The sequence below is a fragment of the Variovorax glucosi genome, assembly GCF_051216695.1.
Lineage (GTDB): Bacteria > Pseudomonadota > Gammaproteobacteria > Burkholderiales > Burkholderiaceae_C > Variovorax.
Genome location: NZ_JBPJZE010000002.1, coordinates 516264 through 539191, shown reverse-complemented (window position 1 = coordinate 539191; position 22928 = coordinate 516264). Strand labels below are relative to the sequence as shown.

The 22928-nt window shown below is 64.0% G+C and carries 23 protein-coding genes and 1 tRNA gene; 14 read left to right on the top strand and 10 right to left on the bottom strand.

The window, feature by feature from the left end; genetic code table 11:
- Window positions 1–52: 52 nt before the first annotated feature.
- From prfA to paeA, 4 genes are all read left to right on the top strand, one after another.
- Window positions 53–1150: a peptide chain release factor 1 gene (gene prfA / locus ACSFA3_RS10860; RefSeq protein ID WP_435505452.1), complete on the top strand. Its 1098-nt coding sequence runs from the start codon at window positions 53–55 to the stop codon at window positions 1148–1150.
- Window positions 1151–1173: 23 nt separating this feature from the next.
- Window positions 1174–2097: a peptide chain release factor N(5)-glutamine methyltransferase gene (gene prmC / locus ACSFA3_RS10855; protein ID WP_435506203.1), complete on the top strand. Its 924-nt coding sequence runs from the start codon at window positions 1174–1176 to the stop codon at window positions 2095–2097.
- A gap of 37 nt (window positions 2098–2134) precedes the next feature.
- On the top strand, window positions 2135–2464 hold the full coding sequence (grxD, locus tag ACSFA3_RS10850) for a Grx4 family monothiol glutaredoxin (protein WP_435505451.1): 330 nt from the start codon (window positions 2135–2137) through the stop codon (window positions 2462–2464).
- 90 nt (window positions 2465–2554) lie between these two features.
- Window positions 2555–3841, top strand: coding sequence for a polyamine export protein PaeA (gene paeA / locus ACSFA3_RS10845; RefSeq protein WP_435505450.1), 1287 nt, complete (start codon window positions 2555–2557; stop codon window positions 3839–3841).
- 6 nt (window positions 3842–3847) lie between these two features.
- Here paeA and ACSFA3_RS10840 read toward each other — a convergent pair whose 3' ends face one another.
- Complete coding sequence (locus ACSFA3_RS10840; RefSeq protein ID WP_435505449.1) at window positions 3848–4486, bottom strand: lytic transglycosylase domain-containing protein; 639 nt, start codon at window positions 4484–4486, stop codon at window positions 3848–3850.
- Window positions 4483–6228 carry a proline--tRNA ligase gene (locus ACSFA3_RS10835; protein WP_435505448.1) on the bottom strand — a complete coding sequence of 582 codons (1746 nt, stop codon included), beginning with the start codon at window positions 6226–6228 and terminating at the stop codon, window positions 4483–4485. Before ACSFA3_RS10835 ends, ACSFA3_RS10840 begins: the two co-directional genes overlap by 4 nt.
- 100 nt (window positions 6229–6328) lie before the next feature.
- Here ACSFA3_RS10835 and ACSFA3_RS10830 point away from each other — a divergent pair, with 100 nt between their 5' ends.
- Window positions 6329–6988 (top strand): RNA pyrophosphohydrolase, encoded by a 660-nt coding sequence (locus tag ACSFA3_RS10830; protein ID WP_435505447.1) that lies wholly within the window; start codon window positions 6329–6331, stop codon window positions 6986–6988.
- Complete coding sequence (locus tag ACSFA3_RS10825; RefSeq protein WP_435505446.1) at window positions 6975–7475, top strand: CNP1-like family protein; 501 nt, start codon at window positions 6975–6977, stop codon at window positions 7473–7475. Before ACSFA3_RS10830 ends, ACSFA3_RS10825 begins: the two co-directional genes overlap by 14 nt.
- A gap of 31 nt (window positions 7476–7506) precedes the next feature.
- Here ACSFA3_RS10825 and proB read toward each other — a convergent pair whose 3' ends face one another.
- The 4 genes from proB to rplU form a co-directional block, all read right to left on the bottom strand.
- The gene (proB, locus tag ACSFA3_RS10820) at window positions 7507–8658 is read right to left on the bottom strand and encodes a glutamate 5-kinase (RefSeq protein ID WP_435505445.1); all 1152 of its coding nucleotides are present in this window, start codon (window positions 8656–8658) and stop codon (window positions 7507–7509) included.
- A gap of 7 nt (window positions 8659–8665) precedes the next feature.
- On the bottom strand, window positions 8666–9721 hold the full coding sequence (gene cgtA, locus ACSFA3_RS10815; RefSeq protein WP_435505444.1) for an Obg family GTPase CgtA: 1056 nt from the start codon (window positions 9719–9721) through the stop codon (window positions 8666–8668).
- A 97-nt stretch (window positions 9722–9818) separates the two neighbouring features.
- Window positions 9819–10088: a 50S ribosomal protein L27 gene (gene rpmA / locus ACSFA3_RS10810; protein WP_435505443.1), complete on the bottom strand. Its 270-nt coding sequence runs from the start codon at window positions 10086–10088 to the stop codon at window positions 9819–9821.
- A 21-nt stretch (window positions 10089–10109) separates the two neighbouring features.
- On the bottom strand, window positions 10110–10421 hold the full coding sequence (gene rplU / locus ACSFA3_RS10805; protein ID WP_435505442.1) for a 50S ribosomal protein L21: 312 nt from the start codon (window positions 10419–10421) through the stop codon (window positions 10110–10112).
- 208 nt (window positions 10422–10629) lie between these two features.
- Here rplU and ACSFA3_RS10800 point away from each other — a divergent pair, with 208 nt between their 5' ends.
- From ACSFA3_RS10800 to ACSFA3_RS10765, 8 genes are all read left to right on the top strand, one after another.
- A complete protein-coding gene (locus ACSFA3_RS10800) occupies window positions 10630–11559 on the top strand; it encodes a polyprenyl synthetase family protein (RefSeq protein ID WP_435506202.1) in 930 nt (309 codons plus the stop codon).
- A gap of 22 nt (window positions 11560–11581) precedes the next feature.
- Window positions 11582–11658 (top strand) — tRNA-Pro (locus ACSFA3_RS10795).
- A gap of 203 nt (window positions 11659–11861) precedes the next feature.
- A complete protein-coding gene (gene pilB, locus ACSFA3_RS10790) occupies window positions 11862–13595 on the top strand; it encodes a type IV-A pilus assembly ATPase PilB (protein ID WP_435505441.1) in 1734 nt (577 codons plus the stop codon).
- 31 nt (window positions 13596–13626) lie between these two features.
- Entirely contained in the window at window positions 13627–14853 is a 1227-nt protein-coding gene (locus ACSFA3_RS10785) for a type II secretion system F family protein (protein ID WP_435505440.1), read from the top strand.
- Window positions 14853–15722 carry a prepilin peptidase gene (locus ACSFA3_RS10780; RefSeq protein ID WP_435505439.1) on the top strand — a complete coding sequence of 290 codons (870 nt, stop codon included), beginning with the start codon at window positions 14853–14855 and terminating at the stop codon, window positions 15720–15722. Before ACSFA3_RS10785 ends, ACSFA3_RS10780 begins: the two co-directional genes overlap by 1 nt.
- Window positions 15723–15725: 3 nt before the next feature.
- Window positions 15726–16331 (top strand): dephospho-CoA kinase, encoded by a 606-nt coding sequence (gene coaE / locus ACSFA3_RS10775; RefSeq protein WP_435505438.1) that lies wholly within the window; start codon window positions 15726–15728, stop codon window positions 16329–16331.
- A 27-nt stretch (window positions 16332–16358) separates the two neighbouring features.
- Window positions 16359–17114 (top strand): cell division protein ZapD, encoded by a 756-nt coding sequence (zapD, locus tag ACSFA3_RS10770; RefSeq protein WP_435505437.1) that lies wholly within the window; start codon window positions 16359–16361, stop codon window positions 17112–17114.
- A gap of 19 nt (window positions 17115–17133) precedes the next feature.
- Complete coding sequence (locus tag ACSFA3_RS10765) at window positions 17134–17352, top strand: DNA gyrase inhibitor YacG (protein ID WP_435505436.1); 219 nt, start codon at window positions 17134–17136, stop codon at window positions 17350–17352.
- A gap of 4 nt (window positions 17353–17356) precedes the next feature.
- Here ACSFA3_RS10765 and ACSFA3_RS10760 read toward each other — a convergent pair whose 3' ends face one another.
- From ACSFA3_RS10760 to secA, 4 genes are read right to left on the bottom strand one after another with little or no spacing between them, the layout of a single operon-like run.
- Window positions 17357–17827 carry an NUDIX domain-containing protein gene (locus tag ACSFA3_RS10760; protein WP_435505435.1) on the bottom strand — a complete coding sequence of 157 codons (471 nt, stop codon included), beginning with the start codon at window positions 17825–17827 and terminating at the stop codon, window positions 17357–17359.
- Window positions 17827–18696, bottom strand: a complete 870-nt coding sequence (locus tag ACSFA3_RS10755) for an ATP-binding protein (RefSeq protein ID WP_435505434.1) — start codon at window positions 18694–18696, stop codon at window positions 17827–17829. Before ACSFA3_RS10755 ends, ACSFA3_RS10760 begins: the two co-directional genes overlap by 1 nt.
- Window positions 18696–19925, bottom strand: coding sequence for a bifunctional glutamate N-acetyltransferase/amino-acid acetyltransferase ArgJ (argJ, locus tag ACSFA3_RS10750; protein ID WP_435505433.1), 1230 nt, complete (start codon window positions 19923–19925; stop codon window positions 18696–18698). The genes ACSFA3_RS10755 and argJ overlap by 1 nt, the downstream gene beginning before the upstream one ends.
- A 25-nt stretch (window positions 19926–19950) precedes the next feature.
- Window positions 19951–22752 (bottom strand): preprotein translocase subunit SecA, encoded by a 2802-nt coding sequence (gene secA / locus ACSFA3_RS10745; RefSeq protein ID WP_435505432.1) that lies wholly within the window; start codon window positions 22750–22752, stop codon window positions 19951–19953.
- Window positions 22753–22928 lie beyond the last annotated feature (176 nt).

Below are 22928 nucleotides of genomic sequence, written 5' to 3'. Positions count from 1 at the left end.
CTTGCCGTCGCGACGCGCCGATCTGCCTTTTCGCCGTTTGTGCTTTTTCCGAATGAAACCGTTTCTCCGCCATCAACTCGCGCGCTATGCGCAACGCCTCGGCGAACTGGACTTTTTGCTCTCGCGCGAAGACATCATGGGCGACATGACGCAGTACCGCGCCATTTCTCGGGAACATGCCGAAGTCACGCAGATCGCAGGGCGCCATGCGCGCTTCGTGCAGCGGGAGGCCGATCTGGCGAGCGCACAGGATATGCTCGACGACCCCGGCATGGCTGAAATGGCCGACATGGCGCATGAAGAGATCGCCGCCGCCTCCGAAGAACTTCAGAAGCTGGAAGACGAGATCCAGCGCCTGCTGCTGCCCAAGGACCCGGACGACGCGCGCAACGCCTTCCTCGAAATCCGCGCTGGCACCGGCGGCGACGAATCGGCGCTGTTCGCAGGCGACCTGCTGCGCATGTACACGCGCTACTGCGAACGCGCCGGCTGGCGTTGCGAGATCGTCAGTGAAAGCCAGAGCGAACTCGGCGGCTACAAGGAGGTCGTGATCCGCGTCTCTGGTGACAACGTCTTTGGACAGCTGCGCTTCGAATCCGGCGGCCACCGCGTGCAGCGCGTGCCCGCAACCGAAACGCAGGGCCGCATCCACACCAGCGCCTGCACGGTCGCGGCGCTGGCCGAGCCGGACGAGGCGGTTGCGATCCAGATCAATCCCGCCGACCTGCGGATCGACACCTATCGGGCGAGCGGCGCTGGCGGCCAGCACATCAACAAGACCGATTCCGCGGTGCGCGTGACGCACATTCCGACCGGCATCGTCGCCGAATGCCAGGACGACCGCAGCCAGCACCGCAACAAGGCGAAAGCGCTGCAGGTGCTGTCCGCGCGCATCCAGGAACGCGACCGAAGCGAGCGCGCGGCCAAGGACGCGGCACTGCGCAAGGGCCTGGTCGGCAGCGGCGACCGCAGCGACCGCATCCGCACCTACAACTTCCCGCAGGGTCGGCTCACCGACCACCGCATCAACCTGACGCTCTACAAGCTGCTGTCGATCATGGAAGGCGATCTCGGCGACGTGCTGGCAGCGCTGCAATCCGCGCGCGAGGCCGAGCAGCTTGCAGAGCTGGAATCGAGCCTGCCGGCGTGAGTGGCACCGGCGACATGACCGACATGCCTTCGACGCCTGCGCCGTCCACCGTTGCTGAAGCCCAGCGCGCCGCAAGGACGCTCGGACTGGACCGGCTCGATGCTCAACTTCTGCTCCTGCAGGCATTGGGACGCGATTCGCACGACCGCGCCTGGCTGATTTCGCACGACGCAGATCCGATGCCTGACGCGGCCTGGCATTCGCTGGCGCAGCAATGCGTCCGGCGCGTTGCCGGCGAACCCGTCGCCTATCTGCTCGGCGAAAAGGAGTTTCACGGCCTTGCGCTGCGGGTCGACGCCCGTGTGCTGGTTCCGCGACCGGATACCGAGACGCTGGTCGACTGGGCGCTCGATCTGCTGCGCGAACATTCTTCGACGACGCCCTCCGTGCTCGACCTCGGCACCGGCAGCGGCGCCATCGCACTGGCGCTGAAGCACGCACGGCCCGATCTCCAGGTCGATGCAGTCGATGCCAGCGTCGATGCACTGGCGGTTGCGCAGGCGAACTCCGTGCGTCTCGGACTCGACGTCCGCCTGATGCAGGGCAACTGGCTCGACGGCATCGATGCCTCCGCGGCCGGCGCCTGCTACGACCTCATCGTCTCGAATCCGCCCTACATCGCAGAAGGCGACCCGCATCTGCCGGCGCTCGGACACGAACCGCTGTCGGCGCTGGTCGCTGGCGCCGACGGTCTCGACGACATTCGCCGAATCGTCCGGGACGCACCGTCGCACCTTCGCCCCGACGGCCGGTTGCTGCTGGAGCACGGCCACGATCAGGCGGACGCGGTCTGCGAACTGCTCGCGGCGCAAGGCTTCGTCGATGTCGTCAGCCGCGACGATCTTGCAGGCATCGCACGCTGCTCCGGCGGCCGATGGCAGGCGATCCGCAGGCGGGATGCAGCCGGGACTTCCCGACCGCGCGCGACGCCGAACGCCTCGCAGTGAAATAATCCAGCCAGCCCCATTTTTCAGGAGAACCCCCATGTCCGACGCCCAGCAACGCATCGACGAACTCGTCAAGACCAACGAACTCGTGCTCTTCATGAAGGGCAACGCCAGTTTCCCGATGTGCGGCTTTTCCGGCCGCGCGATCCAGATCCTCAAGGCCGTAGGCGTCGACACGCGCGCGCTCAAGACGATCAACGTGCTGGACGATGCCGAAATCCGCCAGGGCATCAAGGAATACAGCAACTGGCCGACGATCCCGCAGCTCTACGTCAAAGGCGAATTCATCGGCGGATCGGACATCCTGATGGAAATGTACGAATCCGGCGAGCTGCAACAGACGATCAACGGCAGCCCCGACGCCTGAATGAATCGATAGCCGTTTAGACGCCGAAGTGCGGGGCCATCGCCCCGTCCGTGGCACCATGGCGCCCTTCCCGGATCTCCCGGATTGCCCATGACCCTGATACAGAGCCTGCTCGTCATCGCCGCGCTGATTGCCGCGAGCGCATTTTTTTCCCTTGCCGAAATCACGCTGGCGGCTTCGCGCCGTCTGCGTTTGCGCCAGATCGCCGACGAGGGCGATCTGCGCGCCGAGCGCGTGATGCGCATCCAGGAGCAGCCGGGTCACTATTTCACCGTGGTGCAGATCGGTCTGAACGCGGTCGCGATCCTCGGCGGCGTGGTCGGGGATGGCGCGCTGAGCCCGTACTTCGAGCGCGTCTTCGCGCGCTGGATGAGCGCCGAAACCGCCACCGGCGCCGCCTTCACGGCTTCGTTCGTCAGCATCATCTCGGTCTTCCTGGTGTTCGCCGACCTGTTCCCCAAGCGGCTCGGCATGAACGACCCGGAACAGCTGGCGATGCGCATGGTCGGGCCGATGCAGGTGCTAATCACGACCTTCAAGCCGCTGGTCTGGTTCTTCACGCGCAGTACCGACGTGTTGTTCAAGCTGCTCGGCATTCCGCTGCAGCGCGTCGACAAGATCACCTCGGCCGACATCCTCGCCATGACCGAAGCCGGCGCCCGCGCAGGCGTGCTGGCGTTGCGCGAGCAACAGGTGATCGCCAACGTGTTCGAGCTCGATACGCGGCTGGTCAGCAGCGTCATGACTTCGCGCGAGCGCGTGGCCTGGTTCCAGAAGGACGACCCCGAGTCGGTGCTGCGCGCGCGCATCGTCGCCGAGCCGTTCTCGGCCTATCCGGTCTGCGACGGCGACATCGATCATGTGCTCGGCTACGTCGACGCGAAGGACATGTTCCAGCGCGTGCTGAGCGGCCAGCCGCTGGCGCTCGACCAGGGCGTGCCGCTGCACAAGGCGCTGGTGATTCCGGACCGGCTCTCGCTCACCGAGGTGCTGGAGCAGTTTCAACAAGCGCATGAAGACTTCGCGATCATCGTGAACGAATACAGCCTCGTCGTCGGCGTCATCACGCTGAACGACGTGATGAGCACCGTCATGGGCGATCTGGTCGGCGCGCAGGACGAGGAGCAGCAGATCGTGCGGCGCGACGAAAGCTCCTGGCTAATCGACGGCGTGACGCCGATCCAGGACGTGCAGCGCGCCCTCGACATCGATGTGCTGCCGCATGCCGACGAATACGAAACGCTGGCCGGCTTCCTGATGGTGATGCTGCGTCGGGTGCCGAAACGCACCGACAGCGTGACCTGGGGCGGCTACAGCTTCGAGGTGATGGACGTCGACAGCTACCGGATCGACCAAGTGATGGTGACCAGGCTCTGAGCTGCTTCAGGCCTCTGCGCGGTCCTTGAACGACCACTGGCGCTGGTTGGCGAATACGGCATCGGGATACGGCGCCCGGCCGCGGCTGCCGTTGTAGCGACCGAGCGTGAGGAAGAGATCGCCGCGCTCACGGTCGAGGTAGTGCCGCAGGATCACGCAGCCGAAGCGCAGGTTGGTCTGCATGCGAAACAGTGTCGCCGGATCGCCGTCGCCGATCACGCGCGTCCAGAACGGCATCACCTGCATCAGCCCGCGCGCACCGGCGCTGGAAACGGCGAACTTGCGGAAATTGCTCTCGACCTGGATCAATCCCAGAACCAGACTCACATCCAGCCCGGAGCGCTTGCTCTCGTACCAGATCGTCTGGAGCAATTCGATGCGCTCCTGCGCACCGGGAATCTTCTTCTTGAGCCGCTCGCTCATGTCGCCGAGCCAGCGCAAGTGCGAAAGCCGCGCTTCGGTGCTGCCGAATTCGGGCACCGGCGGCGCCTTGTTGTGGATGGCGGAACTCAAGGCGGAACGCACCGAATCGATCAGCGGTTCCTCGATCTGTGCGCCGGCCATCGCCAGACGCGGCATCGCGAGCGTCAATGCCCCGGCGGTTGCGCCGCCGAGGCACAGCCGCCGCGACATCCGCTCCGTCATGCAGCGAGTTGCTTCTGGATGAACGTGGCGACCGCCGCCGAAGGCACCTTGGTCGCAGCCGTTTCGCGGCGATGCTGGTATTCGACTTCGCCCTCCTTCAGGCCGCGATCGGAAATGACCACACGATGCGGCACGCCGATGAGTTCCCAGTCGGCGAACATCGCGCCCGGGCGCTCGCCACGGTCGTCCAGCAGCACGTCGACGCCGGCAGCCAGCAATTCTTCGTAGAGCGCGACGGCGGCGGTCTTGACCTCGGCGCTGCGGTCCATGCCGATCGGACAGACAACCACGGTGAACGGCGCGATGGCGTCGGGCCAGATGATGCCGCGCTCGTCATGGTTCTGTTCGATGGCCGCAGCCGGCAGTCGCGTGATGCCGATACCGTAGCAACCCATTTCCAGGAACTGCGGCTTGCCGCCTTCGTCCAGGAACGTCGCGCCCATCGGCTTGCTGTACTTGATGCCGAGATAGAACACGTGACCGACCTCGATGCCACGCTCGATCGCCAGCAAGCCCTGGCCGTCGGGCGACGCATCGCCGGCGACGACATTGCGCAGGTCGGCAACCAGTTCGGGTTCGGCCAAGTCGCGGCCCCAGTTGACGCCGGTGATGTGGAAATCGGGCACGTTGGCGCCGCAGATCCAGTCGGCCATGACGGCGACATCGCGGTCGGCAACGACCTTGACCGGCTTGACCAGATTCAACGGTCCGAGATAGCCCGGCTTGCAGCCGAAGTGGTCCTCGATTTCCGACAGCGTCGCGAACCGGAATCCCTTGTCGAGACCCGGCAGCTTGCCGACTTTGATCTCGTTCATGTCGTGGTCGCCGCGCAGCAGCAGCAGCCAGACCTGCGCGCCCTTGAGATTGCCGGCGGCATCGAGCACGTCGGTGGCGAGCACAAGCGATTTGACGGTCGTCGACAGCGGCACGCCCAGCAGCGCGGCGACATCGGCGCAGGTGCTTTTGTCGGGCGTCGCGGTCTGCGTCATCGGCTGCGTCGCGGCTGCACGCGGTGCGGCCGGCGCCAGCGCCTCGGCTTTCTCCATGTTTGCGGCGTAATCGCTTTCCGGGCAGTAGACGATCGCGTCTTCGCCAGTCGCCGCGATCACCTGGAATTCTTCGCTCAGGTCGCCGCCGATGGCGCCGCTGTCGGCGGCCACGGCGCGATAACGCAGGCCGAAGCGGTCGAAGATCTTGCGATACGCCTGCGCCATGATCTGGTAGCTCGCCTTGGCCGCATCGCTGTTGCGATCGAAGCTGTAGGCATCCTTCATGGTGAATTCGCGTCCGCGCATCAGGCCGAAACGCGGCCGGCGCTCGTCGCGGAACTTGGTCTGGATCTGGTAGAAATTCTTCGGCAGCTGCTTGTAGCTGCGGAATTCCTGTCGCGCGATGTCTGTCACGACCTCTTCGCTGGTCGGCTGCACGACGAAGTCGCGCTCATGGCGGTCCTTGATGCGCAGCAGTTCGGGGCCCATGGCCTCGAAACGCCCGGTTTCCTGCCAGAGCTCTGCCGGCTGCACGACCGGCATCGTCAGCTCGACAGCGCCGGCGCGGTCCATTTCTTCGCGCACGATGGCTTCGACCTTGCGGATCACGCGCAGCCCCATCGGCATGTACGTGTAGATGCCGGCACCGAGTTTCTTGATCATGCCGGCGCGCATCATCAATCGGTGGCTGGCCACTTCGGCATCGGCAGGCGCTTCCTTCAAGGTGGAAACAAAGAAACGGGAAGCTTTCATCGATGGGCCGTCAGGCATTGGTTTGCATTTCGGTTGCTTTCAGTTGCTGTGTGCAACCCGGCATGCATAATCAACGCAGTTCAAAAATTGGGGTTTGATTATGCTCGACCGGGACGGCTTCAGGCCCAACGTCGGCATCATCCTGCTCAACCAGAGAAACCAGGTTTTCTGGGGCAAACGCATACGCACCCACTCCTGGCAGTTCCCGCAAGGCGGCATCGATCGCGGCGAGAGCCCCGAACAAGCCATGTTCCGGGAGCTGCACGAGGAGGTGGGGCTCCACCCGGAGCATGTGAAGATCGTTGCCCGTACCCGTGACTGGTTGCGCTACGAGGTGCCGGACCGTTTCATCCGACGCGACGCAAGAGGCCATTACAAAGGCCAAAAGCAGATCTGGTATCTACTCCAGCTGGTCGGTCACGATTGGGATCTCAACCTGCGTGCGACCGACCACCCGGAGTTCGATGCCTGGCGTTGGCACGATTACTGGGTTCCGCTCGAAGTCGTCGTCGAATTCAAGCGCGGCGTCTACGAGATGGCGCTGACCGAGCTTTCCCGCTACCTGCCGCGGCAGGATTTCCGCAACCGCTTCCTGCGTAGCAACGTGCGAGCTCGCGATTTCGAACGCGGTCCGCTGGCCGCAGGTCCGGAGCATCACTTCGACCTGCCTCCGGGCGCGAGTTTCGACCCAGATCCCAATGCATCCCAGTCAGCAACCGACGCCTCCGTCTTCATCGACCCGTTTCATGCAAGACGCTAGCCGAATCCTCGCGGTCGCCGCGGTCTGCATGGGCATTTCCGGCTTCGTCGCGGCACAGATCTTTTCCCAGCAGGACTGGGTGGAAAGCCCGGCGCCGCCGCCGCCGACGTTCAGCACGACGAAGCTGGTGCCGATCGTGATGCCGCGCTACATGACGCTGGAGTTCGGAGTGGACCCGACGACGATCGTCATCAATGGCGACGGCGTGGTGCGCTATGTAGTGGTTGCGCGCAATCCGTCGGGCGGCGCCGTCAACGCGTTCTACGAAGGCGTACGCTGCGCGACCGCCGAGGTCAAGGTCTATGCACGCTCCACCGGGACCGAATGGGAGAAGGCGACCGATCCGCAGTGGAAGGCGCTTCGCTTCGTTAACTCCAGCTACAGCAAGGCGCTGGCGACGCAGGGCTTGTGCGGCGGTGCCGCGCCGCGCGCATCGGTGCGGGAAATCGTCCAGAACCTGGAAAGGCCGGTTCGCGAGATCGAATGACGGCGCAGGCCATCGACGGCCTGGACCGGTTTCAGCGAGTCGCCGTCAACACCATGTTGTCGCGGTGAAGCATCTCGGGCTCGGCCGCGTAGCCCAGCAGGCGCTCGAATTCCGACGACGGTTTGCGGCACAGCATGCGCGCCTCGATGCTCGAATAGTTGGCCAGGCCGCGCGCCAGCTCGACGCCTTGCGGATCTCGCACGGCAATCACGTCGCCGCGAGAAAAGTCGCCATCGACCGCAGTCATGCCGATCGGCAGCAGGCTTTTGCCCTCGGAACGCACCTTGACGGCTGCGCCCGCATCGACCGTCACGTAGCCGCGAAGCTGTAGGTGATCGGCCATCCAGCGTTTGCGCGCCTGGTGCTTGGCGGTTTGCGCGAGCAGGAGCGTGCCGATCGCTTCACCACGCGAAAGGCGCAGCAGCGCATCGGGCTCGCGACCCCAGGCGATCACCGTCGCAGCACCTGAACCGGCTGCACGCTTGGCGGCAAGAATCTTGGTGATCATCCCGCCGCTGCCGATGGCCGAGCCGACGCCGCCGGCCATCGCCTCCAGCGCCGGATCGCCGGCAACCGCCTCGTGCACAAACCGGGCATCCGGATTCTTGCGCGGATCGGCAGTGAACAGCCCCTTCTGATCGGTCAGGATGACCAGCGCATCGGCCTCCACCAGATTGGCCACCAGCGCGCCCAGCGTGTCGTTGTCGCCGAACTTGATCTCGTCGGTGACGACCGTGTCGTTCTCGTTGATGACCGGCACCACACCCAGAGACAGCAATGTTCGCAATGTCGAGCGCGCGTTGAGGTAGCGCTCGCGGTCCACCAGGTCGGCGTGCGTGAGCAGCACCTGCGCGCTGCCGACACCGTTTTCGCGCAGCTTGGTCTCGTAGACCTGCACGAGTCCCATCTGCCCGACAGCCGCTGCAGCCTGCAGTTCGTTGATTTCGCGCGGCCGGGTGCGCCATCCCAGCCGTTTCATGCCTTCGGCAATGGCACCGCTCGACACCATCACGACTTCGCGGCCGTCGCGCATCAGCGCGGCCAGCTGGCGACACCATTCGCCGATCGCGGTTTCGTCCAGGCCACGGCCTTCGTTGGTGACAAGGCTGGAGCCGACCTTGACGACGATCCGGCGCGCATCGCGCAGCACGGTTGAGCTCGACGGAGAGATGAAGTCGCTCATGAAGCCGTCAGACGAAGCGTGGATCGATTTCCGTCGGCGGCTGCTCGGCCGCCTGCTGCGCCTTGATATGCTGGTAGATCGCCTTGACCAGCGGCTCGCAACCTTCGCGCGTCAATGCCGAGATCTCGAAGACCGGGCCCTTGAATCGCATGCGCTTGACGAACTCCTTGACGCGCGCTGCGCGCTCGTCGTCCGGCACCATGTCGAGTTTGTTCAATACCAGCCAACGCGGCTTGTCATAGAGGCCTGCGTCGTACTTCTTGAGTTCGCCGGCGATCGCCTTGGCCTGGGCGACCGGATCGACACCTTCGTCGAACGGTGCCAGATCGATGACGTGCAACAGCAGGCGCGTTCGCTGCAAATGTCGCAAGAACAAATGGCCGAGACCCGCTCCCTCCGAAGCGCCTTCGATGAGGCCCGGGAGGTCGGCAACGACGAAACTCTGCTCCGGCCCCACACGCACGACGCCGAGATTCGGATGCAGCGTGGTGAACGGATAGTCGGCGATGCGCGGACGCGCGTTGGAGATCGCGGTGATGAAGGTCGACTTGCCGGCATTCGGCATGCCGAGCAGACCGACGTCGGCCAACACCTTGAGCTCGAGCTTAAGGCTCTTCTTCTCGCCGGGCCAGCCGGGCGTCTTCTGACGCGGCGCACGGTTGATGGCACTCTTGAAGCGCATGTTGCCGAAACCACCGTCGCCGCCCTTGGCGATGGTGACGATCTCGCCCGGCACCAGCAGCTCGTACAGCACCTCGCCGGTTTCGGCGTCGGTGAAGATCGTGCCGACCGGCACCTTGAGCGTGATGTCGTCGCCGGCGGCGCCGAACATGTCGGAACCCATGCCGTGCTGCCCGCGCTTGGCTTCGTGCCGGCGCGAGTAGCGGAAGTCGACCAGCGTGTTCAGGTTGATGTCCGCAACGGCGAACACATGGCCACCGCGACCACCATCGCCGCCGTTGGGACCACCGAACTCCTTGTACTTTTCATGACGGAACGACACGCAGCCGTTGCCGCCATCGCCGGCGGCGATGTCGATGAAGGCTTCGTCGACGAACTTCATGAGGTACTCAATTCAGAAATGGAACGCCGCTGATACGCGGCAGAGGAAAACAAAGAAGCCCCGACGAGCGGGGCTTCGATCGGTTCGACGCGACGGGTCAGGCTTGTGCAGCCGCCGGGGTCACGTTGACCATGTGCTTGTTCAGGGCACCCTTGTGGCCGAACGACACGTGGCCTTCGACCAGTGCGAACAGCGTATGGTCCTTGCCGACACCGACGTTGACGCCGGGGTGGAACTGGGTACCGCGCTGACGCACGATGATCGCGCCAGCGCTGATCAGTTCGCCGCCGAACGCTTTCACGCCCAGCATCTTGGGCTTGGAATCGCGCCCGTTTCGCGTTGAGCCGCCGCCTTTTTTCTGTGCCATGGTGCCTACTCCAGTGTTGCGTTAGGAGGCGATCGCGCCGATTTGCAGTTCGGTGAACTGCTGGCGATGGCCTTGACGTTTCTGATAGTGCTTGCGACGGCGCATCTTGAAGATGTGCACTTTGTCGTGCAAGCCGTGCGACAGTACAGTGACTGTCACAGATGCGCCGGACACCAGGGGCGTACCGACCTTGATCTCGGAGCCGTTGCCGACTGCCAGAACCTGATCGATCACGATTTCCTGGCCTACGTCCGCAGCAATCTGTTCTACTTTAATTTTTTCGCCGGAAGCAACGCGATACTGCTTGCCGCCGGTTTTTATGACCGCGTACATGTTGACCTCTTTGTGAAGATGGCTCCACAGCGAATTCTGCAGAGCCCAAGACTATAGCACGGTTCGCTCACTCCTATAATGCGGCGTTCCGGCCCCATGCCGTCGTCTCACCATGCCGCGTCCAGGCGCCATCGTTTTGTCAGCTCCATCAGCCCCAGCTTCCGACATCTCCCCCACCTCCGCCGTGCTGGGTCTCATCACCGACGACATGGCCGAGGTCGACCGCGTCATCTCGGAACGGCTCGACACCGGCGTGCCGCTGGTCAGCCAGGTGGCGCGCTACATCATTTCGGCCGGCGGCAAGCGTCTCCGTCCTGCGCTCCTGCTGCTGATGAGCGGCGCGCTGGGATACAGCGGTTCGCAGCGCTTCAACATCGCGGCCGTCGTCGAGTTCATCCACACCGCTTCGCTGCTTCATGATGACGTGGTCGACGAATCCACCCTGCGCCGCGGACGGCCGACAGCCAACGAATCGTTTGGAAATCCGGCAAGCGTGCTGGTCGGCGACTTCCTTCATTCGCGCGCTTTCCAGATGATGGTCGATGGCAACGACATGCGGGTGATGCAGATCCTCGCCGATGCCACCAACGTGATCGCCGAAGGCGAAGTGCTGCAGCTGATGAATATGCACGACGCCACGCTGGACGAAACCGCCTACCTGCGCGTGATCCGCTCCAAGACGGCAAAGCTGTTCGAGGCGAGCACCCGCGTCGCGGCCGTGCTCGCCAAGGCGTCGCCCGACATCGAGGAAGCCTGCGCCACCTACGGACAGGCGCTCGGCACCGCATTCCAGGTAATCGACGATGTACTCGATTACGCGGGCGACGCTGCTGAAACCGGCAAGAACCTTGGCGACGACTTGCGCGAAGGCAAGACGACGCTCCCGCTGATCCTCGCGATGCAACGCGCCGCGCCGGACGAAGCCAATCTGATTCGCACTGCGATCGAAGCGGGCGACGAAACGCAGCTCGACCGCATCGTCGAGATCGTCAAGGCGACCGGCGCGCTCGACGCGACGCGGGCCGCAGCAGCTGCCGAAGCGCAGCGCGCCATCGACGCACTGGCCGGCTTCCCGGCGAATTCGTACACGACGGGTTTGCTACAATTGGCGGCTCAGCTGCTGGAGCGGCGCGCCTAAGACGCCTTCCTTTCGACACCATCGGGGTGTAGCTTAGCCTGGTAGAGCGCTACGTTCGGGACGTAGAGGCCGGAGGTTCGAATCCTCTCACCCCGACCAGATTCTTTCGATTCCGGTCGCGAATCCTTGATCGGCCACCCGCTTCGGGGTTCGGCCAAGACGCCGCAAGCCCGGCAATTTCTCCGCTCGTTATTCGCCAGGTTAGTGCCAACTGCGGCGCGGTATGCTGTCGACTCGCGGTTTACAGCGCCGGAGCGATCGACGATGATCGCTCGAATTCTCACAATTTCTTACATCGCTCGATGGCAGCAGCAGAACCCCTCGTCAAAGACAGTTCGCCCATCGCGCTTCCCGGACTCGCCCGCGCTCTGATTTCGGCCGGCAAGCTGCCGGCGAAGACTGCCGAGGACATCTATCAACGCTCGCTGGCCAACCGTTCGAGCTTCATCGCCGAACTCACCGGCACCGGCGCTGTTTCTGCGGCCGATCTTGCACACACCTTGTCGACGGCTTTCGGCGCCCCGCTGCTCGATCTGGACGCCATCGATCCGCAGCGGCTGCCCCGCGACCTGCTCGACGCCAAGCTTTGCCAGTCTTATCGCATCGTCGTCCTCAGCAAGCGCAACAACCGCCTGATCGTTGCCACGGCTGATCCGTCCGATCAGCAGGCGGTCGAAAAGATCAAGTTCGCTTCGCAGATGGGCGTCGACTGGGTCATCGGCGAGTACGACAAGCTGTCGCGCATGATCGAGACGACGAGCATGAGCACGTCGGAGATGGTCGACAGCCTGGTCGGAAGCGAATTCGAGTTCGGCGAGGTCATGAACGACACGGCGGCCGAGGCGAACGAGCAGGCGATAGCCGAGGTCGAGGATGCGCCGATCGTGCGTTTCCTGCAGAAGATGCTGCTCGACGCGTTCGGCATGCGGGCTTCGGACATCCACTTCGAGCCCTACGAACATCAGTATCGCGTCCGCTTCCGGATCGACGGCGAGTTGCGCGAAATCGCGAGCCCGCCGATCGCCATCAAGGAAAAGCTGGCCTCGCGCATCAAGGTGTTGTCGCGGCTCGACATTTCCGAGAAGCGCGTCCCGCAGGACGGGCGAATGAAGCTCAAGATCGGCCCGGACCGCGTGATCGACTTCCGGGTCAGCACGCTGCCGACGCTGTTCGGCGAGAAGATCGTGATCCGGATCCTCGACCCGAGCAGCGCCCGCCTGGGCATCGACGCGCTCGGCTACGACGCGGACGAAAAAGCGCGGCTGCTGACCGCCATCGGCCGGCCCTACGGCATGGTGCTGGTCACCGGCCCGACCGGCTCGGGCAAGACGGTGTCGCTCTACACCTGCCTGAATCTGCTGAACAAGCCGGGCGTCAATATCGCGACGGCCGAAGACCCGTCGGAAATCAACCTGCCGGGCGTGAACCAGGTCAACGTCAACGAGCGTGCCGGGCTGACGTTCGCGACCGCACTGCGTGCCTTCCTGCGGCAGGACCCGGACATCATCATGGTCGGCGAAATCCGCGACCTCGAAACGGCGGACATCTCGATCAAGGCCGCGCAGACCGGTCACCTGGTGCTCTCCACGCTGCATACCAACGACGCGCCGACCACGCTGACGCGCATGCGCAACATGGGCATCGCGCCTTTCAACATCGCCTCCAGCGTGATCCTGATCACTGCGCAACGGCTGGCGCGGCGGCTTTGCGTCGTCTGCCGGGAGCCGGCGGACATTCCCGAAGAAGCCCTGCGCGATGCGGGCTTCACCGATGCGCAGCTCGACGGCACCTGGAAACCGTACCGGCCGGTCGGTTGCCATGCCTGCAACAGCGGCTACAAGGGCCGAGTCGGTATCTATCAGGTGATGCCGATCTCCGAAGCGATCCAGAACATCATCCTGCGCGACGGCAGCGCACCCGACATTGCGCGTCAGGCCGAGGCCGAAGGTGTGCGTTCGCTGCGACAGTCGGGGCTGCTGAAAGTGATGCAGGGATTAACATCGCTCGAAGAAGTACTTGCTGTTACAAACGAATAGCTTACGTACGACAGCCACAAGCGGAGATCGAATGGCAACTACTGCAGCAAGCACCCGGGGCAACCTCAAGGAATTCGTCTTCGAATGGGAAGGCAAGGACCGCAACGGCAAGCAGGCCCGTGGCGAAATGCGCGCCTCCGGCACGAACCAGGTCCAGGCTTCGCTGCGCCGCCAAGGCGTGTTGCTGACCAAGATCAAGAAGCGCCGCATGCGCTCCGGCAAGGCGATCAAGCCGAAGGACATCGCAATCTTCACGCGGCAGCTCGCCACCATGATGAAGGCCGGCGTGCCGCTGCTGCAGGCCTTCGACATCGTCGGCCGCGGCAATGCCAATGCCAGCGTCGCCAAGCTGCTGAATGACATCCGCAGCGACGTCGAGACCGGTTCGTCGCTCTCCGCCGCCTTCCGCAAGTTCCCGAAATACTTCGACAACCTCTACTGCAACCTGGTGGAAGCCGGCGAAGCCGCCGGTATTCTGGAAGAACTGCTGGATCGGCTCGCCACCTACATGGAGAAGACCGAGGCGATCAAATCGAAGATCAAGTCGGCGCTGATGTACCCGATGTCGGTGGTGGTCGTGGCGTTCGTCGTGGTGGCAGTCATCATGATCTTCGTGATTCCGGCCTTCAAGGAAGTGTTCACCTCGTTCGGCGCCGATCTCCCTGCGCCCACGCTCATCGTGATGGCGATCAGCGAGGTCTTCGTTGCCTACTGGTGGCTCATCTTCGGCGTCATCGGCGGCGGACTCTATTTCTTCATTCAGGCCTGGAAGCGCAACGAGCGCATGCAGAAGGTCATGGACCGCATCCTGCTCAAGCTGCCGGTCTTCGGCAAGCTGATCGACAAGTCCTGCGTCGCGCGCTGGACGCGCACGCTGTCCACGATGTTCGCCGCTGGCGTGCCGCTGGTGGAAGCACTCGATTCGGTGGGCGGCGCATCGGGCAATTCGGTGTACGCGGACGCGACGGTCAAGATCCAGCAGGAAGTCTCGACCGGCACCAGCCTCACCGCGGCAATGACAAACGCCAACGTATTCCCCTCGATGGTGCTGCAGATGACGGCCATCGGCGAGGAATCGGGCTCGATCGACCACATGCTCGGCAAGGCGGCCGATTTCTACGAATCCGAAGTCGACGACATGGTCGCCGGGCTGTCCAGCCTGATGGAGCCCATCATCATCGTGTTCCTGGGCACGCTCATCGGCGGCATCGTGGTGTCGATGTACCTGCCGATCTTCAAGCTGGGCCAGGTCGTCTGATGCTGGTTTCGCAGGGGGTGGACGCCGCGCTGGCAGGCCTGCTGGGCCTTCTGATCGGCAGCTTCCTCAACGTCGTCGTCTACCGGCTGCCGAAGATGATGGAGCGGCAGTGGGCAGCGGAGATGGCCGACGCGGCACTGGGCGCCGGCGGCGATGCACCGGCATCCTCCGAAACCGAACCGCCTTTCAACCTGATGGTGCCGCATTCGCGCTGCCAGAACTGCGGCCACGTCATCCGCTGGTACGAGAACATTCCGATCCTGAGCTACGTCTTCCTGCGTGGCCGGTGCTCGTCGTGCAGGACGCCGATCGGCATCCGCTATCCGCTGGTGGAGATCGCGACCGGGCTGCTCTTCGCCTGGTGCGCATGGCGAATGCCGGGCCAGTGGGCGGCGCTCGCATGGTGCGGCTTTTCAGCGGCTCTGCTCGCGCTGGCATTGATCGACTGGGACACCACTTTTCTGCCCGACGACATCACCCTGCCCCTGCTTTGGGCCGGTTTGCTGGCAGCTCTTGGTGGCTTCACGGGCGTAACCCTGGCCGACGCGGTCTGGGGCGCGGTCGGCGGATACGTCTCGCTATGGGCGGTGTACTGGGCTTTCAAGCTGGCGACCGGCAAGGAAGGCATGGGCTACGGCGACTTCAAGCTTTTCGCGGCGCTCGGCGTCTGGTTCGGCTGGCAGGCGCTGGTGCCGATCATCCTGATGGCTTCGGTGATCGGCGTGATCGTCGGCGTGGCGCTCAAACTCAACAACGGGTTGCGCGAAGGCGGCTACGTTCCGTTCGGGCCGTTCCTTGCCGGTGCGGGCTTTACCGCGATGTTCGTCGGCACGGGCGCGCTGCTGCGTGTCGTCGGGCTCGGCGCCTGAAAAATGCGCATCGGGCTCACCGGCGGGATCGGTAGCGGCAAGAGTACGGTGGCCGCGATGCTGGTCTCGCACGGCGCGGCGCTGGTCGACACGGACGCCATTGCCAGGTCGTTGACTCAGGCCGCAGGTGCGGCAATGCCAGCGATAGAAGCGGCTTTCGGCGCATCGGTCGTCGCTTCGGACGGCAGTCTCGACCGGGCCGCGATGCGCGAGCTTGTTTTCGCCAACAGCGAAGTCAAGCACCGACTCGAGGCGATCCTGCATCCGATGATCGGTTCCGAATGCGAGCGCGCAGCAGCATCCGCCCTGCCCGGCCAGCCGCTGGTCTTCGACGTGCCGCTGCTGGTCGAATCCGGGCGCTGGCGCTCGCGGGTCGATCGCGTGCTGGTCGTCGACGCCACTGAAGCCACGCAATTGCGCCGCGTGGTCGCCCGTTCGGGATGGACGCCGGAGGCCGTCGGTGCGGTCATCGCACAGCAGGCGACGCGCCGTGCGCGCCGTGCGGCAGCCGACGCCGTCATATTCAATGACATATTGACCCTGGAAGAACTCGCGCACGACGTGCAAAGTGTCTGGTTGCAGTGGGCTGCGTCAAGCCGCCCGCTATGATCGAAGTTAAGAAATAGACACAAAAGCGTGATTCTTTACGAGTACCCCTTCAACGAACGCATCCGAACCTACCTGCGGCTGGAACATCTGTTTCGACGCCTGGGTGAACTGGTCCCGTCCGATTCCGCCCTTTCGCATCACTACGCGCTGGTCACGATCTTCGAGATCATGGATGTCGCCGCGCGTGCCGACCTCAAGGCCGACGTGCTGCGCGACCTCGACAAGCACAAGAACGTCTTCAACAGCTACCGCGGCAATCCCGCGATCGCCGAATCGGTGTTGAACCAGGTCGTCAACCAGCTCGAACGCAATTTCGCGACGCTCAACACCATCAGCGGCAAGGCCGGCCAGGCACTGACCGAAAACGAATGGCTGATGAGCATCCGCAGCCGTGCCGGCATCCCGGGCGGCACCTGCGAGTTCGATCTGCCGGCCTACCATGCCTGGCAGAACCGACCGGCGCCGTCGCGCCGCGTCGATCTCGAGCGCTGGTCGTCGACGCTTTCGCCGCTGGCCGAGTCGATCTATCTGTTGCTGAAGTTGCTGCGGGATTCCGACGTGCCCTACAAGGTCATGGCGCCGCACGGCCAGTTCAAGCAGAACCTGCCGCAGGGCCGGAGCTTCCAGTTGCTGCGCCTTCGCATCGACCCGCGGCTGGGTGTGATTCCGGAAATCAGCGGCAACCGGTTGATGGTGTCGGTCCGGCTGATGCGGCACGAAAAAGACGATCGGCTGCACCAGAGCACGGCAGACACGCCCTTCGAACTGACACTCTGCGCCTGAGACGATAGAGTTCGAAAAGATGACGAAGCCAGGAACAACCACGCCCGACGGCGAACGCATCGTTCGCTGCCCCGCTTGCGGCAACGACAGCGTTTACGCGCCGAGCAATCCGTATCGCCCGTTCTGCAGCGCACGTTGCAGGGGCATCGATCTCGGGGCATGGGCCAGCGAAGAATTTCGCATGGCGGCCGATGCACCGCCGGACGACGAGCCTTTCGGCGATCCGCGACTGCAGTAGCGGTTCAGATCAGCACGACAGACGGGTCGAGCGGATTCAACAGCGACGCCGCGCCGCGTTCTTCGCCAAGCCAACGCAGTACGGGTACAGCGCCCGGCAACACCGGCATGACATCCAGCGGCAGTTGCTGCCACTGCATCGCCTGACCTTCGCGCATTTCGAAATCACCGGTCCATGCGCCGACCTTGCACCAGTGCAGGCGCACGAGCGCATGCGGATAGTCGTGCTCGGTGACACGCCAGACTTCCGCGCCGCCGATGACGATGCCGAGTTCTTCCTCCAGCTCGCGCCGCAGCGCCTGCTCGACCGATTCATCGGCCTCGATCTTTCCACCTGGAAACTCCCAGAAGCCGGCGTAAGGCTTGCCTTCGGGCCGGGTCGACAGAAGCAGCGCACCGTCGTTTTCGCGGATCAGGATGCCGACCGCCACTTCGGTGTGCTTGCGGGCAACGGCCGACTGCAGATCGGCCGACATCACGCGCGTCCGGCGTAGTCGCACGCGAACTGGTAAGCCACGCGGCCGCTGCGCGAGCCGCGCTCCAGCGCCCACACCAGCGCACCCGGCCGTGCGGCAGCAATTGCCGAATCATCCACGCCGAAGGACGACAGCCACTGCGCGACGATCGTCAGATATTCGTCCTGGCTGAACGGATAGAAGCTGACCCACAGGCCGAAGCGCTCCGACAGCGAGATCTTCTCTTCGATCACCTCGCCCGGATGCACTTCGCCATCGTCGGTGTGGGTGTAGCTGAGGTTGTCCTTCATGTATTCCGGCAGCAGATGGCGCCGGTTGCTGGTCGCGTAGATCAGCACATTCGGCGTCGCTGCGGCGATGGAGCCGTCGAGGATCGACTTCAGCGCCTTGTAGCCCGGCTCGCCTTCGTCGAAGCTCAGGTCGTCGCTGAAGACGATAAATTTCTCCGGACGCCCCGACACGACGTCGACGATGTCGGGCAGATCGACGAGATCGGCCTTGTCGACCTCGATTAGACGAAGGCCCTGCGGCGCATAGGCCTGCAGGCAGGCGCGGATCAGCGACGACTTGCCGGTGCCCCGCGCGCCGGTCAGCAGCACGTTGTTGGCCGGTTTTCCTTCGACGAACTGGCGCGTGTTGCGCTCGATCTTCTCTTTCTGGATGTCGATTTCCTTCAACGAATCCAGCGGCATCTGCGCCACGTGGCGCACGGGCTCCAGCGTGCCGTGGCCGGAACTGCGACGCCGGTAACGCCAGGCAATCGACGCATTCCAGTCGGACGGTGCCTGCAGCGGCTGCGGAAGAATCGACTCGATGCGGCCGATCAGTTGCTCGGCACGCTCGATCAGCTTCTCGAACTTGTCGTTCATCAGGAACGGTAATCGGCGTTGATGGTCACGTAGTCGTGGCTCAGGTCGCAGGTCCAGACCGTGTCGACGGCGTCGCCGCGGCCCAGGCCGATGCGCACCGTGATCTCGCTCTGCGCCATCACGCGCTGGCCGTCTTCTTCGCGGTAGGCCGGATTGCGCCCACCCTTGACCGCCACATGCACGTCGTCGAGATACAGGTCGATGCCGGTCTGGTCCAGATCGTCGATGCCTGCATAGCCGACGGCGGCAAGGATGCGGCCAAGATTGGGGTCGCTGGCGAAGAACGCCGTCTTGACCAGCGGCGAATGCGCCACGGCATAGGCCACCTGCCGGCATTCGGCGCCGTCGCGGCCGCCTTCGACGCGAATGGTGATGAACTTGGTCGCGCCCTCGCCGTCTCGCACGATGGCTTGTGCAAGCAAACGCGAAACGTCCTGCATCGCGGTGAGCAGCGCCTGTCCGTCGGCCGATTCGAGCGACGCGATGGTTTCGTGTGCGGCTTTCTGCGTCGCGATGACGACGAAGGAATCGTTGGTCGAGGTGTCGCCGTCGATCGTCACGCGGTTGAACGACGCATCGGCCAGCGCCTTCGCCAGCGGCTGCACCAGCGACGGATCGATCTTCGCGTCGGTGGCGATGAAGCCGAGCATTGTCGCCATGTTCGGGCGGATCATGCCGGCGCCCTTGCTGATGCCGGTGATCGTCACCGTCGCGCCGCCGATCTGCACTTGCCGGCTGAACGCCTTGGGCACGGTATCGGTCGTCATGATGCCTTCGGCTGCGCGGGCCCAGTGGTCGGGCGCAGCGTCCAGCAACGCCGCCGGCAGTGCGGCCTCGATGCGCTCGACCGGCAGCGGCTCCATGATCACGCCGGTCGAGAACGGCAGGATTTCTTCCGGCGCGATGTCGAGTTCGCGAGCCAGCGCGACGCAGCTCTGGTGCGTGCGCGCCAGGCCGTCCTCGCCGGTGCCGGCGTTGGCATTGCCGGTGTTGATCAGCATCGCGCGGATGCCGTAGTTCTTCTCCAGATGCGCACGGCAGACCTGCACCGGCGCGGCGCAGAAACGGTTCTGCGTGAACACGCCACCAACGGCTGCGCCCTCGTCGATCAGCACGACCGTCAGGTCCTTGCGATTGGCCTTGCGGATGCCGGCTTCGGCGACTCCAATACGGATGCCGGGCACCGCGAACAAGGCGGCGGGATCGGGGGCGGACAGGTTCACGGGCATGGATTTCTTTCTCGGGTTCTTCTGATTAGGTCAGCTGTCCGTGACACTGCTTGAACTTCTTGCCGCTGCCGCAAGGGCACGGGTCGTTCCGGCCGACGCGGGCGAACGCCGCAGCATCGGCTCCCATCGCACCACCTGCAGCGCCGGCCGCAGCCGTTGCTACAGCTCGGCGCTGGTTGTCGTCGGCGGCACGCACTTCGACTTCGCCGGTTTCGGTGGGCGCGGTGTAGGTGATGTTGGAGATCGACTCGGCGCGGTTCTCCAGCGTTTCGGCGGCTTCCTCCAGCTGTTCGCTCGACTGGACGCGCACCGTCATCAATTGGCGGGTGACTTCGTTCTTCACCGAATCCAGCAGCTGGCCGAACAGCTCGAAAGCCTCGCGCTTGTATTCCTGCTTGGGCTGCTTCTGCGCATAGCCGCGCAAGTGGATGCCCTGACGCAGATAGTCGAGCGACGCCAGATGTTCGCGCCAGTGCGTGTCGATGCTCTGCAGCAGCACCATGCGCTCGAACTGGGTGAAGTTTTCCTGGCCGATCTGCGCCACCTTGGCGTTGAAGGAAGCGTGCGCTGCGGCGACGACCTTCTCGACGATTTCCTCGTCGGAAATCGCGCTGGCCGCTTCGACTTCCTTCTGCAACGGCAGCTCCAGGCCCCATTCGTTCGCGAGCGTCTTCTCGAGCCCCGGAAGATTCCACTGCTCTTCGACCGATTCCGCCGGGATGTACTGCCGTGCCAGATCGCCGAAGCAGCCTTCGCGCAGCCCCTCGATCTGCGCCGTCAGGTCCTGTGCGTCGAGGATGTCGTTGCGCTGCTGGTAGATCACCTTGCGCTGGTCGTTCGACACATCGTCGTATTCGAGCAACTGCTTCCGCACATCGAAGTTGCGCGCCTCGACCTTGCGCTGCGCGCTCTCGATGCTGCGCGTGACGATGCCGGCCTCGATGGCCTCGCCGTCCGGCATCTTGAGCCTGTCCATGATGGATTTGACGCGGTCGCCCGCGAAGATGCGCATCAGCGGATCGTCCAGGCTCAGGTAGAAGCGCGAGGAGCCGGTGTCGCCCTGACGGCCCGAACGGCCGCGCAGCTGGTTGTCGATGCGGCGCGATTCGTGACGTTCGGTCGCGATGATGCGCAGGCCGCCGAGCGCCTTGATCGCCTCGTGGTCCTTCGCCCATTCGGCACGGATGTGCGCGATGTCGGCCTGTTTCGCGGCTTCGTCGCGGCCTTCGTCGTTCTCGACCGCCTCGATCATCTTCTCGATGTTGCCGCCCAGCACGATGTCGGTACCGCGACCTGCCATGTTGGTCGCGATGGTGATCATCTTGACGCGGCCGGCCTGCGCGATGATGTCGGCTTCGCGCGCATGCTGCTTGGCGTTGAGCACCTGGTGCGGAAGCTCGGCCTTGGTCAGCAGAGCGTCGATGATTTCCGAGTTCTCGATCGACGAAGTGCCGACCAGCACCGGCTGGCCGCGCTCGTAGCATTCGCGGATGTCCTGGATCGCCGCCTCGTACTTCTCGCGTGTCGTCTTGTAGACGCGGTCGAGCTGGTCCTGGCGCTTGCTGATCCGGTTCGGCGGGATGATCATGGTCTCCAGACCGTAGATCTCCTGGAACTCGTAGGCCTCGGTGTCCGCCGTGCCGGTCATGCCGGCGAGCTTGTTGTACAGGCGGAAGTAGTTCTGGAACGTGATCGAGGCCAGCGTCTGGTTCTCGGCCTGGATTTCCACGCCTTCCTTGGCTTCCACGGCCTGGTGCAGGCCGTCGCTCCAGCGGCGGCCGGTCATCAGGCGGCCGGTGAACTCGTCGACGATCACGACTTCGCCCTGCTGAACCACGTAATGCTGGTCGCGGTGGTACAGGTGCCGTGCACGCAACGCAGCGTTCAGGTGGTGCATCAGGGTGATGTTGGCCGGGTCGTAGAGCGACGCGCCCTCCGGCAGCAGCCCGAATTCGCCCAGCACCTGCTCGGCCTTCTCGTGGCCGTCTTCGGTCAGGAAGACCTGGTGCGTCTTCTCGTCGACCGTGAAATCGCCCGGCTTGGTGACGCCTTCGCCGGTGCGCGGGTCGGCTTCGCCTTCCTGCTTGATCAGCAGCGGGACGACCTTGTTGATCGCCAGGTACATCTCGGTGTGGTCTTCGGCCTGGCCGCTGATGATGAGCGGCGTGCGCGCCTCGTCGATCAGGATCGAGTCCACCTCGTCGACGATCGCGAAGTTCAGCTTGCGCTGCACGCGGTCCTGCGACTCGTAGACCATGTTGTCGCGCAGGTAGTCGAAGCCGTATTCGTTGTTCGTGCCGTACGTGATGTCGCTGTTGTAGGCCTGCTGCTTTTCCTCGCGCGGCATGTTCGGCAGGTTGATGCCGACCGAGAGGCCGAGGAAGTTGTACAGCCGGCCCATCCACTTCGCGTCGCGGCTTGCGAGGTAGTCGTTCACGGTGACGACATGAACGCCCTGGCCCGACAGCGCGTTCAGATAAACCGGCAGCGTGGCTGTCAGCGTCTTGCCTTCGCCGGTGCGCATTTCGGAGATCTTGCCGTTGTGCAGCGCCATGCCGCCGAGCAGCTGGACATCGAAGTGACGCATCTTCATCGCACGCTTAGAACCTTCGCGCACGGTGGCGAAGGCTTCGGGCAGCAGGTCGTCGAGCGACTCGCCCTTGGCGACGCGGTCCTTGAACTCCTGCGTTTTGGCGCGCAGCGCGTCGTCGTCGAGCTTTTCGAATTGCGGCTCGAGCGCGTTGATGCGTTCGACGGTCTTGCGGTACTGCTTGAGAAGCCGGTCGTTGCGACTGCCGAAAATTTGGGTCAGGAAGTTGGTAGCCATGTGTGTGGCTCGACGGATGTCCGACAGGCCGGACGCTGCGAGCAAAATCCCTAAGATGCGGTGGAAGCCACGGTGAAAGCAGTTTGGCGCACTTTGCCGAAAAGCAAGCGCGACCTGCCGGCGCAACGCACCGGCAAACCGGGCATTTTAGCCTGCGCTCCCAAGCCCCACATTCC